11 protein-coding genes and 1 tRNA gene are annotated in these 13,247 nt (G+C 69.8%); 6 read left to right on the plus strand and 6 right to left on the minus strand.

Annotated elements, in window-relative coordinates:
- Positions 1 to 55 precede the first annotated feature (55 nt).
- Positions 56 to 1,135 (plus strand): patatin-like phospholipase family protein, encoded by a 1,080-nt coding sequence (locus CFN78_RS13130; RefSeq protein ID WP_094863060.1) that lies wholly within the window; start codon positions 56 to 58, stop codon positions 1,133 to 1,135.
- A gap of 13 nt (positions 1,136 to 1,148) precedes the next feature.
- On the opposite strand, the gene CFN78_RS13135 is transcribed toward CFN78_RS13130, so the two are convergent.
- Positions 1,149 to 2,033, minus strand: coding sequence for an NBR1-Ig-like domain-containing protein (locus CFN78_RS13135; RefSeq protein WP_094863061.1), 885 nt, complete (start codon positions 2,031 to 2,033; stop codon positions 1,149 to 1,151).
- 142 nt (positions 2,034 to 2,175) lie between these two features.
- Here CFN78_RS13135 and CFN78_RS13140 point away from each other — a divergent pair, with 142 nt between their 5' ends.
- Both CFN78_RS13140 and CFN78_RS28725 read left to right on the plus strand, forming a co-directional pair.
- On the plus strand, positions 2,176 to 2,820 hold the full coding sequence (locus CFN78_RS13140; RefSeq protein WP_094863062.1) for a C40 family peptidase: 645 nt from the start codon (positions 2,176 to 2,178) through the stop codon (positions 2,818 to 2,820).
- A 24-nt stretch (positions 2,821 to 2,844) separates the two neighbouring features.
- On the plus strand, positions 2,845 to 3,054 hold the full coding sequence (locus CFN78_RS28725) for a hypothetical protein (RefSeq protein WP_133116342.1): 210 nt from the start codon (positions 2,845 to 2,847) through the stop codon (positions 3,052 to 3,054).
- On the opposite strand, the gene CFN78_RS13145 is transcribed toward CFN78_RS28725, so the two are convergent.
- Together CFN78_RS13145 and CFN78_RS13150 are read right to left on the minus strand one after the other, a co-directional pair.
- Positions 3,047 to 4,114 (minus strand): trans-sulfuration enzyme family protein, encoded by a 1,068-nt coding sequence (locus tag CFN78_RS13145; RefSeq protein ID WP_094863305.1) that lies wholly within the window; start codon positions 4,112 to 4,114, stop codon positions 3,047 to 3,049. The two genes, CFN78_RS28725 and CFN78_RS13145, sit on opposite strands and share 8 nt — an antisense overlap.
- Before the next feature lie 216 nt (positions 4,115 to 4,330).
- Positions 4,331 to 7,192 (minus strand): penicillin acylase family protein, encoded by a 2,862-nt coding sequence (locus CFN78_RS13150; protein WP_094863063.1) that lies wholly within the window; start codon positions 7,190 to 7,192, stop codon positions 4,331 to 4,333.
- 182 nt (positions 7,193 to 7,374) lie between these two features.
- Between CFN78_RS13150 and CFN78_RS13155 the strand changes: the two genes are divergently transcribed.
- From CFN78_RS13155 to CFN78_RS13165, 3 genes are all read left to right on the plus strand, one after another.
- Positions 7,375 to 7,749, plus strand: a complete 375-nt coding sequence (locus CFN78_RS13155; protein ID WP_094863064.1) for an FKBP-type peptidyl-prolyl cis-trans isomerase — start codon at positions 7,375 to 7,377, stop codon at positions 7,747 to 7,749.
- An 81-nt stretch (positions 7,750 to 7,830) separates the two neighbouring features.
- Positions 7,831 to 8,526 carry a GntR family transcriptional regulator gene (locus tag CFN78_RS13160; RefSeq protein ID WP_094863065.1) on the plus strand — a complete coding sequence of 232 codons (696 nt, stop codon included), beginning with the start codon at positions 7,831 to 7,833 and terminating at the stop codon, positions 8,524 to 8,526.
- The gene (locus CFN78_RS13165) at positions 8,523 to 9,581 is read left to right on the plus strand and encodes a 1-aminocyclopropane-1-carboxylate deaminase (protein WP_094863066.1); all 1,059 of its coding nucleotides are present in this window, start codon (positions 8,523 to 8,525) and stop codon (positions 9,579 to 9,581) included. The genes CFN78_RS13160 and CFN78_RS13165 overlap by 4 nt, the downstream gene beginning before the upstream one ends.
- 76 nt (positions 9,582 to 9,657) lie before the next feature.
- Here CFN78_RS13165 and CFN78_RS13170 read toward each other — a convergent pair whose 3' ends face one another.
- From CFN78_RS13170 to CFN78_RS13180, 3 genes are all read right to left on the minus strand, one after another.
- The gene (locus CFN78_RS13170; RefSeq protein WP_094863067.1) at positions 9,658 to 10,869 is read right to left on the minus strand and encodes a thioester domain-containing protein; all 1,212 of its coding nucleotides are present in this window, start codon (positions 10,867 to 10,869) and stop codon (positions 9,658 to 9,660) included.
- A 460-nt stretch (positions 10,870 to 11,329) separates the two neighbouring features.
- A complete protein-coding gene (locus CFN78_RS13175; RefSeq protein ID WP_240519432.1) occupies positions 11,330 to 12,343 on the minus strand; it encodes a M64 family metallopeptidase in 1,014 nt (337 codons plus the stop codon).
- Between the two features lie 736 nt (positions 12,344 to 13,079).
- Positions 13,080 to 13,162, minus strand: a tRNA-Leu gene (locus tag CFN78_RS13180).
- Between the last annotated feature and the right edge of the window lie 85 nt (positions 13,163 to 13,247).

Here is a 13,247-nt window from a genome sequence, read left to right on the forward strand (position 1 = left end):
GTCCACCTGCATGGTGTCGCGGAAAGTCGCCGCTTGGTCACTCTATGATTGCCCGATGAGCAGCGGTGGTGGAGTGGGGTTGTGCCTGTCCGGTGGTGGGTACCGGGCGATGTTGTTCCACACCGGGGCCTTGCTGCGGCTGAACGAGCTCGGCTGGCTGCCCCGGCTGGACGTGGTGTCGAGCGTGTCCGGCGGTTCGCTGGCGGCCGGGATCCTGGCCCGCTACTGGGACACGCTGGACTTCGGGATCGACGGCGTGGCACGGAATTTCGACGCGAACGTACTGGAGCCGGTGCGGGCGGCCGCCCGGCTCAGTCTGGACGTACGGGTGGCGCTGCGGGCGATGGTGAAGCCGGGAATCAGCGCGGGCGAGGAACTCGCCGCCTCCTACCGGCGGCACGTGCTGGGCGATATCGGCCTGCGGGAGCTGCCCGCGCAGCCGCGTTTCGTGTTCACCGCGGCCAACCTGCAGACGGGCGCGCTGTGGCGCTTCAGCCGGGACACCATGGGCGACAAGGTGGTCGGCGGCTCGACCTCGCCGGAGGTGTCGCTGGCGACGGCGGTCGCCGCCTCCTCGGCGTTCCCGCCGCTGCTCTCGCCGGTACAGGTGCCGATGCCGCGCTGGGACGTGCCGGGTAACGGGCGCACGGAACGTCCGGCGAAGGTCGTGCTCTCCGACGGCGGCGTGTACGACAACCTGGGCCTGGAACCGACGGATGGTTGCGAGTTGCTGCTGGTCAGCGACGCGGGGCTGCGGATGCCGCGCACCAACGACATCGCCCGCGACTGGGCCCGGCACATGCTGCGCGTGGTGGACGTGATCGACAACCAGGTGCGCAGCCTGCGCAAGCACGAACTCATCGAGTCCTATGTAGACGGTTCAAACGCGGGCGCCTACTGGGCCAGTTACAGCCGGATCGGCAACTTCGGCCTGCCGGACGCACTGCCCGCCCCGGCCGAGCTGACGCACCGGCTCGCGCAGCTTCCGAGCCGCTGCAAACGTACCCCGGAACTCACCCAGGAGCGGCTGCTGAACTGGGGTTACGCGGTCTGTGACGCGGGGATGCGGCGCTGGGTCGCGCCGGACGCTGCCCGGCCGCGGGACTACCCCTTCGCCTCGGCGGGCCTCGGCTGACCTCCGGTGACGGTCACGGAAGGACGATGACCTCGAAGAAGATCGGCCGGGAACCGGGAAAGAGCTGACGGTTCTGGCCGTCGACCATCTTGAACGCGACCCGGCAGGTCATCGGCCGCGACGGGGCCTGCACCTGCACGGCGATCTTGACCTCCTCGTTCGGCAGGGTGTCGCCGATGGCGACCCGCTCCGGGGTCTGGCAGTCGCCCGTCGGCAACGGCGGCGCGTCGCGCTGGACGAACCGGCCGGTCCACTTCACGGTTCCGGTGTTCTCGATCTGCCACACCTTGGTGAAGATCTCGCCCTGCTTGACCTCGGTTCCGTCCGGGATCGTCACGTCGTCGACGAAGCGGGACTGGTCCCCCGGGTAGAAGGGGCCGTTCGACGCCGGGGACGGCGATGGGCTGGGGGCGGCGTTGGCGGGCGCGTCGGACCGGCCGAGTTCGCGGCCGACCAGCACGGCCGCGACGGTGGCGCCGAGGAAGACGAGCACGGCGGCGATGACGAGCAACCCACGCCGCCGCTTCGGGCCACCGGAAGGCTCGGGTTCCGTCTCCGAGGCTGACTCCGGGACCGGCTCCGGGACCAGCTCCGGGACCGGAGTCGGCTCGGCGGGTTCCGGGCGCGGGCCGTTCTTCGCCTCGTCCCAGCGGACCCGCCACTGCGTCTCGTCGCCGTTGCACGCCTTGACGAACTCGCGCGTCGTCTCCCACGAGGGCAGGCGCGCACCGGTCGCCGCCTCGTGCAGGGTCGTGTGGGAGATGTAGCCGGAGGCCGCCGCCATCCGCCGGAACGACGGATCGCCCGCTTCGGCGCGGAGCGTCCGCAACGCTGCCGCGAACCCGGCGGTCGCCTCCCTGCGCCGTTCCTCCTCGGGCGTCCGACCGGCGTCCGGCATGTAACCCCCAGTTCGGAAGTGTTGTCAGGCTCTGTAAGGCACTTTCGTACAGACCCGTCGAGACCACATCGTAGAGCAGGCCGACGCGCCGACCGCCCGTTCCGGACCGGCAAGAACCCAGGCGAACCGAGGAGGTGTCACGATGCCGCTCAAGCGAAGGACGAAGCTCATCGTGGCCGGGAGCCTCGCCATGACCTGCTGGCTGGGTGGCGCGGTGGCGTTCGGCATGCACCTGGCGGAGGTGGAGCGCGGGAACGTCCCGGCGGCGCCCGGCGTCGGCGCCGTGCACGGCCGCAACGACGGGCCCGCCGGGCCTGCCACCGGGACCCGCGAGGAGAAGATCGCCCGCGTGCTGGACGTGGCGAAGTCGCAGGTCGGCAAGGGGCACGACTACGCATGGGGTTCCGGCGGCAAGGGCGGGCCCTCGTACGGGGTGCACCACCACCCGGACGGCGACCCGGCGCGGGGCGACGACCACGACCGCAGGGGCTTCGACTGCTCGGGACTGACCTTGTACGCGTTCTGGAAGGGCGCGGGCATCGACATCGGCGCCTCCACCGTGCCGCAGTACGTGGCGGGCAGGAAGGTTTCACCGGACGAGCTGCGGCCCGGTGACCTGGTCTTCTGGGGCGACGGCGACCAGGCGGAGAGCACCACGCACGTCGTGCTCTACCTCGGCGGCAACACGATCGTCGAGGCGGCACCGCCGCGCGACGGCAGGAGCGTCCACATCAGGGAGCTCTACGGCAAGGACGAATGGACGACGCACGCGGTTCGCGTCATCTAGGGCGTGTCTGGTGATTCTCGGTCGATGGGATTCGTGATCGAGGTGGTTTTTGGCAAGGCGGCGGTAAGCCTTCGTACCGGCGTCGTACTCGGGCTTTCCGTCAACGCCGCCAGGAGCCGCCTCGGCGCGAATACCGCGACCACGGAATCGCCAGACACGCCCTGGCACTGGGGGTATCGGGCGGGCCACTCCTTCTCCGGGGTGGTCCGCCCGATCCGTGCCCGCCTCAGGTGAGCGTGTCGAGGACGGCGGCGAGGTCGCGCCACAGGTCCTCCGGGTCCTCAAGGCCGACGCTGAAACGCACCAGGCCCGGCGGGACGTGCTTGTCCATCTCCAGTCCGGCGCGCCGTTCGACGGTGCTCTCCACGCCGCCGAGGCTGGTGGCGTGCGTGATCAGCCGCAGGCCGGCGCAGAGCTTGTCGGCGGCCGCGGCGTCGGCGAGTTCGAAGGCGATCATGGCCCCGGTGCCGGGGAAGCGGACGCGCTCGACGGCGGCGTGTGCCTCCAGTCGTTCGGCGAGCCGGGCCGAGGTGGCGCAGGCGGCGGCGTACCGCACCGGCAGGGTGCGCAGGCCACGCAGCGCCAGCCACGCCTCGAACACGCCGGGAGTGGCCCCGCCGAGCGTGCGCGACCGGCGCAGTTCGGCGGTCAGTTCGGCGTCCGCCGAGACCGTCACACCCAGCAGCAGGTCGCTGTGCCCGCCGATCAGCTTGGTGGCGCTGTGCACGACCACGTCGGCGCCGTCGACCAGCGGCTGCGCGCCCAATGGCGTGGCGAAGGTGCTGTCCACGACGACCTTGGGGCGGCGTTCGCTGTCCCGGGCCGCAGCGACGATGGCGCGGATGTTCATCACGTCCAGCGTCGGGTTCGTCGGCGACTCCAGCCACAGCACGTCCACCTCCGGCGCGGCGGCGACCCACGCCTCGGTGTCGGTGGGGTCGAGGCTGCGCACGGCGATCCGGCCGAGGCGTTCGTCCCGGTCGAGCAACGCCCGCGTCCCGCCGTAGCTGTACGCGGGGACGACGACCTCGGCGCCGATCGGCAGGGTGTCGATTACCGCGCTCACGGCCGCCAGCCCCGAGGCGAACGCCGTCGCAGTCCCGCCTTCGAGCGTGCCGACGGCGGCCTCGAAGGCCTCCCAGGTCGGCGTCCCGTTCTCGCGCGAGTACTGCCGGTCGCTGCCGGCGACGAAGTTGCTTGCGGGGACGATCGGCGTGTTCAGCGGCTCACCCGCGCCGCTCGGCCGGCCCGCCTGGATCGCTCGCGTCCGCGCTGACCACTCGTTCTCGTTCACCCGATCACGGTAACTCGGACCCCCGTCGCGAGCCTCGGCGGCGACCAGCACGTGGAACGCAGGTCACGCTGTCCCGGCGGCACACCCTCCCCGCTCTCCCGGAGACCGCAATACGTCGACATATTGCGGTCTCCGGGAGCGCAATATGTCGACGTATTGCGATGCCTTGTGCACGATGGATCGCAATACGTCGACGTATTGCGCGCTGGGCTGCGGTCAGCGGGTGGCCGGGCGGCGGGAGGGGAACTCGGCGACCTGCTGGAACGTCGGGCGGTTCTGGGTGCTGACCTCGTCCTGGGTGATACCGCCGAGCGCACGGTGCACGAGCGCGTCGGCGCACCACTGGTCACCGGCCTCGCAGGTGTCGTCGCCCGGGTAGACCTGGGCGATCGGCTGGTCAACGGCGGCGTTCAGGCTGCCGGCGAGCACCTGACGGCACGCGCCGAGGTCGCCGGATCCGCAGTACGGCGTGCCCATCGGCGCCCGCACCTCGTCGCCGAGCAGCGAACGCAGGTCCTTGTGCAGGTAACCCCACCAGCCGAACTGGTACGCCGAGCCCTGGTGTGGCTGGCCAAGGTGCTCGCCCGGCGTGTCGTTCTGGAAACCGGACGGTGACTGGTTGATCTGCAGCACGTTCGTCATCGCCTCGAACGCCGCGTCCCCCATCGACGGCGTGAACGAGCCGTCGACGAGCAGCGGCCACCAGGCGTCCATGATCTTGATCGCCTCGGCGTGCCGGTACGCCTTGCTGCCGGGTTCGGTCTGCTGGCGCAGCCCGCCGTCCGCCTGCCACTCCTTCAGCAGCCGCAACGCTTCCGCCGTCTTCGGATCGTCGACGGGGCTGGATTCCAGCACCCGGATCAGCAGCGGCAGGACGCGCTCGGTGCGCAGGTCGGCGAGGCCCGCCTCGGCCATCGCCTGCGTCAGGTTGACGCGGTTGACCTTGGTGCCGCTGTCGATCAGTCCCTTGACGCGGGCGTCGAGCAGGTCGCCCCGGTGCACGGCACCGCGTTCCAGCCCGGCGCTCGCGTAGTCCTCGGCCTGCCCGTTGTTCCAGCTCACGTAGTAGTCCTGGTTGACCGAGTTCGGGTGCTGCTCGAACGGCGTGTACTGCGCCTTGTTGCCTGCCGGATCCCAGCCCTGCCAGTCGAAACCGGCGTGCGCCCTGATCGGCATGCTCGGGTCGACGGCCGGGTCGCGTACCGGGTTGTCGCCGGAGTTGAAGTAGGCGGTGTCGTCCGCGTCGGCGTAGAGCCAGTTGAAGGTGTAGTTGATGTCGGACGCGGCACGCTGGAAGTCCTGCGCGGACTTGATCACGTCCGGGTCGTTGAACTGCTGGAAGCCGATGATCGAGTCGACCTCGTGCAGGTAGCTGGAGCGCAGCGCCGCGTAGGCCACCGGCGCGCCGCCGACCGTGCCGCGCGAGGTCACCGGTCCGTACTCGGTGCGGAAACTGCGCAGCGTGTACGAACCCTCGGGGGTGCCGTCCGCGACGGTCGGCTTCCAGGCGTTCTTGCGCTCCACCGTTTCCATCGGCACGCACTGTCCGCCGGAGAGGTAGGCGTTCGACTCGACGGTCGGCGTGCCGCCGTTCGGGTCGCACAGCTCCAGGGCGTAGGTGTCGGTGATGTCCTGGGCCGAGGTGGTCGCGCTCCAGGAGTAGTCCTGGCCACGGCCGAGCAGCACGTAGAAGCTCAGTCCGGCGAACGAGGCGCCGCGGGCGCTGATGCCAGGGCCCTGGAGTTCCTGCAGCATCAGCAGTTGCGGGGCGAAGTAGCCGGTCTGCGGTCCCCACACGGCGACCGGGTTGCCGCTCTCGGTGTGCTCCCCGGAGACGGCGAGTGCGTTGGACATGCCGTGTGCCCCGGAGAGCATGTCGCCGGGCAGCACGCCGTCGTCGAACATGCCGCGGGCGGCGTCCAGGTTCGGCGTCCCGTCGGGGTTGGTGGCGTTGCCCGCCGGGGTGACGGCGGGGGCCTGCTGCCCGTCCGCGGCCGAACCGGTGGGGTCGAAGACGAGCTGCTGCGGCACGACGCTGCCCGCGTCCGGCATCGCGGTGCCCTGCGGATCGGCGGGTGTCTGCGCGTACGGGAAGCTCTGGCCGTCGTGCAGGGTGTTGACGTGCTCGGGATCGTTCTCCGAGCGCAGCGCCTGCCACACCTTCTCGCCCTCGGCGAGGCCGTACTGCTCCTGGATGGCGAGCTTGGCGACGGCGGCCTGCACCTCGTCGCCACCGCCCGCGCCGAACTGCGCGCCGACGACGGCGGCCAGCACGACCAGGTCGGTGAGCTTGAAGGGCTCGATCTCGCCGGAGTTGGTGATCGCGTCCTTGTGCCCGGTCAGCACGTACTCGCCGGGGAAGTACCGGCCGCTGTCGGACTTCGCGATGTAGGCGTTGATGCCCTCGACGTAGGCGGTGACGTCGGCGAGTGCCTGCTGTCCGCGGTCACCGCTCCCGGCGACGGCGGAGTCGATCTGCTGCTGGAGTTCTTCCTCGGTGTACGGCGCGGTGGCGAAGAAGCTCTGCTCCAGTTCGCGGTTTCCCTCGGCTCCGCCCGCGAAGGGGGTGAGCTGGCCGCGTCCGACGTGGCGCAGGACGTCCATCAGCCACAGCCGGTCCTGGGCGGCGGCGTATCCGGCGCCGAACTCGGTGCCCTCGCGGGTGGTTCCGGCGATGTGCGGGACGCCGGTGGCCTTGTCCCGGGTGATGGTGACGTCCTCGCGGGGCTGCTCGGTGCTCTCCACCGCCTCGTCCGGGACGCCGAAGGAGGCGTCGTTGAAGAACTGGCCGATGGTGTCGGTGGTGAGGCCGCGGTAGCCGTCGCCGAGGTCGGCGTACTTGCCGAGCTGGTCGGCCGAGTGCGCGGGCCGGGTGCCGAGCGTCTTGTGCGCCAGGATCCCGGCGAGGGTGGCGTTGCCGTTCTGCCCGGGCGGGAGGATGTCGGCGCACTGCGTTCCGCAGTAGTCCGTCGGTGGTGCCGGTACGGCGGGTGCGGCCACCGCCGGTCCCTGCACCGCGACCACTGTTCCGGCCGCGATGGCGCCTACGGCCATCAGAGTCCCCAAACGCCTGCGCATGGCGTTGCTCCTTCCCGAGCGTGACGCGCGGCACGTTACCGAGAAACCCAGATTTTGTGAAGAGTTTTCGCTTTTCCTCGGCGCCCGGACCACCGGGAACGGCGCGGGCGGGCTCTGCTCCGAATGAGTAGCGTGAGTGTTCGAGTTCGACGCCAAGTAACCAATCCGAGGAGGAAACCCAGATGGCGCTGGAAAAGCCCGAGATCGATCGTCCGGATGGCACCCCGCCTACCGACCTGACGATCACCGACATCACGGTGGGCGACGGTCCGGAGGCGCAGCCGGGACAGACCGTCGACGTGCACTACGTCGGCGTCTCGTTCTCCACCGGCGAGGAGTTCGACGCCTCCTGGAACCGCGGGCAGGCGCTGCAGTTCCCGCTCGGCGCGGGCTACGTCATCCAGGGCTGGGACAAGGGCGTCACCGGGATGAAGGTCGGCGGACGCAGGCACCTGGTGATCCCGCCGCAGCTCGCCTACGGCGACCAGTCGCCGAGTCCGCTGATCAAGCCGGGCGAGACGCTGGTCTTCGTGGTGGACCTCGTCGGCGTGAGCTGAGGTCTTCGCGGGCGCCCCGTGGCCGGTCCGGCCGCGGGGCGCTTCTTGACTTCTTCCCCTGCGCGGCGTGCAATATATTGCATGCCGGTACCTGAGACGCAGAACGTCTCCCCCCGATCCCTGCTCCGCGACAGCGCGTTCCGCCTGCTTCGCGACGCGATCGTCGACGGCACCCTGGCCCCCGGGGAACGCCTGCGCGACAACGAACTCGAAAGCTGGCTGGGCGTCAGCCGAACCCCGATCCGGGAGGCACTGGCCCGGCTCGAACAGGCGGGCCTGGTGCGGACCAGGCCCGGCCGTTCGACCACGGTCAGCCCGCTGGACCTCACCCGCACCCGGGAAGCGCAGCTCGTCGTCGCGGCGATGCACGAGCTGGCCGTACGGGAGGCGGTGCCGTTGCTGACCGGCACCGACATCGACCGGATGCGGGCGGCCAACGACCGTTTCGCCGGCGCGTTGCGGGCGGGCGACCCGGACACGGCGCTGCTCGCCGACGACGAGTTTCACGCCGTCACCGTCTCGGCGGCAGGCAACCAGGCCGTCGTCTCGGTGCTCGGCCAGCTCACGCCGGTGCTGCGGCGCGTCGAACGGCTGCGCTTCTCCTCGCTGTCCGGCCGCGCGTCGGTTGCCCAGCACGAGCGGATCGTCTCGCTGTGCGGCGCCGGTGACGCCGAGGCGGCCGCACTGGCGACCCGGGAGAACTGGCACACCCTGCAACCCCTGCTCGACCTGCCGAAACGCCGGGAACAGGGTGCCGGAAAGCAGGACACGGCATGACGGGGCGCGCGACACGGGGTGCCGAGGCGCACGACACGACGGGGACAGACGGGTTCGAACGGTATCCGCTGCTGCTGGGGCCCTCCCCGGTACACCGTCTCGACCGGCTCACCGCGGAGCTCGGCGGTGCCCGGATCTGGGCGAAGCGGGAGGACCTCAACTCCGCGCTGGCCTTCGGCGGCAACAAGACCCGCAAGCTCGAGTACCTGCTCGCCGACGCGATCGCCGAGGGCGCGGACACGCTCGTCTCGATCGGCGGGGTGCAGTCCAACCACACCCGCCAGGTCGCCGCGGCCGCCGCCTACGCGGGCCTGAAAGCCGTGCTGGTCCAGGAAAGCTGGGTCGACTGGTCCGATCCCGGTTACGACCGCGTCGGCAACATCCAGCTCGCCAGAATGCTCGGCGCCGACGTCCGCCTCGTCGACGCCGGTTTCGACATCGGCTTCCGGCAGAGCTGGGAACAGGCCGTCGCCGAGATCGAGAGCACGGGGGGTACGCCGTACGCGATCCCCGCCGGGGCGTCCGACCACCGGCTCGGCGGGCTGGGCTTCGCGAACTGGATCGCCGAGCTCGAAGCGCAGGAGGCGGAACTGGGCGTCTTCTTCGACACGATCGTCGTCTGCTCGGTCACCGGAAGCACCCAGGCCGGGATGATCGCCGGCGTCGCCGCCAGTGGGACGCCCCGCCGGATCCTCGGCATCGACGCCTCCGCCGCACCCGCGCGAACCCGGGAACAGATCGCCAGGATCGCCCGCTCCACCGCGACCCTGCTGGGCGTGCGGCGGGAGATCGCCGAGGACGAGATCCTGCTCGACGAGCGCTACCACGGCGGCACGTACGGAATCCCGGACCAGGCGACGCTCGACGCGATCCACCGCGCCGCCCGCGTCGAAGCCATGATCACCGACCCGGTGTACGAGGGGAAGTCGATGGCCGCGCTGCTCGACCTGGTGGCCCGCGGTGAGATCGGTGCCGACTCGAACGTGCTCTACGCCCACCTCGGCGGGCAGCCCGCGATCAACGGCTACACCGCCGTGCTCGGCAACCCCGGCTGACCGGCGCATCGGTCACCCAGCACAGAGAGCGGGGCCGGTCCACTGTGGACCGGCCCCGCTCTCGTTCGGAAAGTGATCAGGCGCTGCGACGGCGCTGCAGGTAGAGCGCGCCGCCACCCGCGGCCAGCAGGCCGACGCCGATCAGGATCGGCGTCATGATCGAGGCGCCGGTGTCGGCCAGGTCGTCCTCGTTCGAGACCGGCTTCGGCTTCGGCGAGGAGGTCGAGCTGACCGGCGGGACGACCGCGCTGTCGGTGGTCGACGGGGCGGGCGTCGTCGTGCTCGGCGGGGTGGTGTCCGGCGTGCCCGGCGTCCACTTCGCACTGACCTGCGCCTTGAGGTCGCTCTTGTCCGACTTGGCGACGATCAGCGACTGCGCCGGGTCCTTCTTGTAGTCGTCGGCGACGAAGAGGCGGCCGGTGGCGACCTCGGAGTGGGCCTTGAGCGAAACCTCGCCCTTGCCCTCCTCGGCCTCGGCGGGCACGTCGATCCAGAACTTCACGCCGTCGGTGATGTCTTCGAGCGCGAGCTCCGCACCGGCCTCGTCGGTGACCTTGACACCCTCGGGGAGGTTGCTGGTGAACTCGGTGATCTCACCGTTGGTCTTGACCTCGAACGGGCCGACCTTGCCGCCCGCCTCGCCGTCGAGCTCCTTCGGGCCGACCTCGAGCGCCGGGGTCGGCTGGTCGCCGATGCCCTTGTTCGCGTCGCCGGTCAGGTACTCGTAGAGCTTGACGATGTCCCGGGCGGCCCCGGTCTCGTCCTGGTTGTCCGGCAGCGGGTTCTGCTTGTTCAGGTCCCGGCCGTCGCTGTAGTGCCAGGTCGCGGCCTGGGTGGCGGTGACGGCCTCCTTGACGTCGAGCCCGTCGTCGAAGCTGATGCCCGCGTCCGCGACCGACTTCTCGATGGCCTTGACGTCCTGTACCGGGTAGCTGTGGTGCAGCACCCAGTTGATCTTGTCGCGGTGCTTGTTGAACGGCGACTCGGCGCCGGGGTACTTCTCCCACTCGTGCTCGACCATGTCCCGGTCGAAGCGGGCCGCGACGTTCACCTCGACGCAGTACACCTTCAGCACCTTGTCGCTGTCCGCGAGCTTCAGGTCCATCAGCGTGGTGCCCAGCGGCCCCCTGTCGCCGCCGACGTCGATCGAGTAGCCGTTCTCGCCGGCGTCCTTCACGACGCGGCCGCTGGTGGCCTCGGCGCTCGCGGGCAGGGCACTCAACGCCACCAGGGCGGACGCGCCGACCAGCGCGGCACCGGCTCGCTTCAAGTTTGACCGAACGGCCATGTCACTCCTCTTCCGAAGTCGGGAACTGCGAATCCTCCAGTCAGGAAGCCGGCACGAAACCGGCCGCCGCTGACCAGAGACGCAATCACGCACAACCGGCGAGTGACCCGAACTTGATCAGCGCGAGCGGACTCTACTCACACCGATTCACGCGGCTTTTACCAGGTCCCGAATTCACGTTTCGGTGGCGCGAGGAGGAAGATCAGTTAACCCGATCGGGGCAGCGTGTCGCCGTGGATCGACCGCACGGCAAGGAGTTCGCCGAGACGTAGCCGTAATGTCAAGGCCGTTGCACGAAAGAACTCTCACGTTGAACCCAGCTGCCGGCAGCATTCTTCGCCAACCCGCCGACGAGCCGGGTGGAACGCGATAAAGGCAACCCTTTCGTCAACTCCGACATATCGGCAATCGCATGCCAACGACAGGCGAAACTGTTCGCAATCGGCGGGAGAACGGCCGGTCAGCGCGACGGGAGCCCGGGCACCTTCGCCCGGAACGCCTCGATCATGATGTCGCGCGACGGGGAATTGAACTCCTGTCCGAGCGTGCGCATGATGGAGTTCTCCGTCGGCCGGTAGACACCGGTCTTGTAGTAGAACGCTCCCTCGTAGCTGCCGACCGTGCCGCCGTCCGGCGACTCCTGGCCGATGTACTGCGCCCACTTGGTACCGCTCTGCTGCATTTGCTCGGCGGTCTGGATGGAGACGTTGGGCCCGTCCGGTTCCGGCCCGGTGTATCGGTCGTTCGGGTAGTCGTACTCGTCGGCGAGGCCGCCGATGGAGTGACCGAGTTCGTGGATCGCGATCTGGCCCGCCGACTCGTTCTTGCCCGCGGCCGTGGCGGTGCCACCACCCGCGCCGCCGTAGGTCGTCGTGTTGCCGAGCGCGATCACCTGGTCGGCCTCGGGCGCGAGCCCGGCGAACTGGCCGGCCTTCGTCTCGTCAACGCACAGCAGCCGCTGGGTGTCCGGGCTGCCGCCCATGCAGTAGAAGCCCATGTCCAGGGCGGTGTCCACGGAGGACCCGAAACTCGGGTCGTGGTCCACGCCCGCCTGCGGGGAGACGACGTTGACCTGCCAGACGTTGAAGTACTCGCGGTAGGTGGCGAACGGCTCCACGGCCGCCAGCTCCTCCCACTTCGCCTTGACGTCGTCGCCGTATCCGGGCAGATCGCCTTCGGTGTAGCCGTCCCCGACGAAGACCAGATCGAAGCGTTCGCTCGACGGGCCGGTCTCCTGCACTGGCACCACCTCGGCCTGCACCGCGGCGGCGGGCAGTCCGGGACTCGGCGGCCGGACCGGCACCTCGACCTGCGTCATGGTGCCGTCCGGCGAGAACGCCTCGCGCCACTCCGTCGGCGCGGGCGTCGGCGCTGAGGGCTCGGCGCTGCTCGGCAGGGCGGTCGTGGCGAGCGCCGCACCGGCGACGGCGGCGGCGAGCAGAACCCGACCGGGGGACTTGATGCGCAGGGTCACGAACAGAGCGTAGAAAGTGACGAGTCCGATCCGTAAGGCCCATTCGGCAGGATGGAACTACGGCATTCGGCCCGCGACCAAAGTCGTATCGAAGTCGCCCTGCGAAAACGGGGTGAACACATCATGACATGAATTCCCGTACGCCCCGGTTCGAGTCCGTCACCACGACCGAACTCGCACCACCCTCGCCCGGGTTCCTGGCCACACGGGCAAATCCACCCCGGAGAGATGGCCGACCGAGAGCCGGGAACCCGGTTCGGCGCGGTTCCGGCCGGGCCCGTCGAAAAGCCCGGCAAATCGCTCTCCGGGACGCTTTGTGTCGAGCCCGGAAAGCGCGACAGACATTCCCGATCGCCATTCTCCGCCCATTAACGGATCCGGTTGCGCGCGGTTGTTCCGCGGACTGGGCAGACGGACGGCCCCACGGCGGGGCGGCGGGAGTCTCGGCGGCACCCCCGTCCGGACGGCGACGGCCGGCAGACGACACTCACCGTGATCATCCGGATACGGCGCGGCCGAACACGCCGAGGGCGAAACCGGTCGCCCGGCCGGGCCTACAAGTCGACAAGTCGTGTTGCTTTCAACGCGCGCGAGTAGCCCAAGCAGGTGATTTCTGTGGGTAGCAACACGCGCTGTGCCGAGCATCACATCAGCCGATTCCGGGCCGAATTTGCTCACCGAACGTGACGTCCACCGGGCACGAAAAAGGCCCCGGGAGTCCCGGGGCCTTTCGTTGTGGGCGAGGAGGGAGTTGAACCCTCACGTCCTTTCGGACACACGGACCTGAACCGTGCGCGTCTGCCATTCCGCCACTCGCCCGAGCGACTGCGAAAGCTAGGGAAGCGTATCAGGCTGCTTTCACGGGTTTCGCCCACCCCGCTGTCCAAGGCTCGGAACCCAGATA

Origin of the sequence: Amycolatopsis antarctica (genome assembly GCF_002262875.1) — a bacterium.
GTDB classification, from domain to species: Bacteria; Actinomycetota; Actinomycetes; order Mycobacteriales; family Pseudonocardiaceae; genus Amycolatopsis; species Amycolatopsis antarctica.

Excerpts from the sequence above, each read along its gene's own strand:
- CFN78_RS13130 (WP_094863060.1), top strand. The coding sequence starts at position 56 with ATGAGCAGCGGTGGTGGAGTGGGGTTGTGCCTGTCCGGTGGTGGGTAC.
- CFN78_RS13135 (WP_094863061.1), bottom strand. The coding sequence starts at position 2,033 with ATGCCGGACGCCGGTCGGACGCCCGAGGAGGAACGGCGCAGGGAGGCG.
- CFN78_RS13140 (WP_094863062.1), top strand. The coding sequence starts at position 2,176 with ATGCCGCTCAAGCGAAGGACGAAGCTCATCGTGGCCGGGAGCCTCGCC.
- CFN78_RS28725 (WP_133116342.1), top strand. The coding sequence starts at position 2,845 with ATGGGATTCGTGATCGAGGTGGTTTTTGGCAAGGCGGCGGTAAGCCTT.
- CFN78_RS13150 (WP_094863063.1), bottom strand. The coding sequence starts at position 7,192 with ATGCGCAGGCGTTTGGGGACTCTGATGGCCGTAGGCGCCATCGCGGCC.
- CFN78_RS13155 (WP_094863064.1), top strand. The coding sequence starts at position 7,375 with ATGGCGCTGGAAAAGCCCGAGATCGATCGTCCGGATGGCACCCCGCCT.
- CFN78_RS13160 (WP_094863065.1), top strand. The coding sequence starts at position 7,831 with ATGCCGGTACCTGAGACGCAGAACGTCTCCCCCCGATCCCTGCTCCGC.
- CFN78_RS13165 (WP_094863066.1), top strand. The coding sequence starts at position 8,523 with ATGACGGGGCGCGCGACACGGGGTGCCGAGGCGCACGACACGACGGGG.
- CFN78_RS13170 (WP_094863067.1), bottom strand. The coding sequence starts at position 10,869 with ATGGCCGTTCGGTCAAACTTGAAGCGAGCCGGTGCCGCGCTGGTCGGC.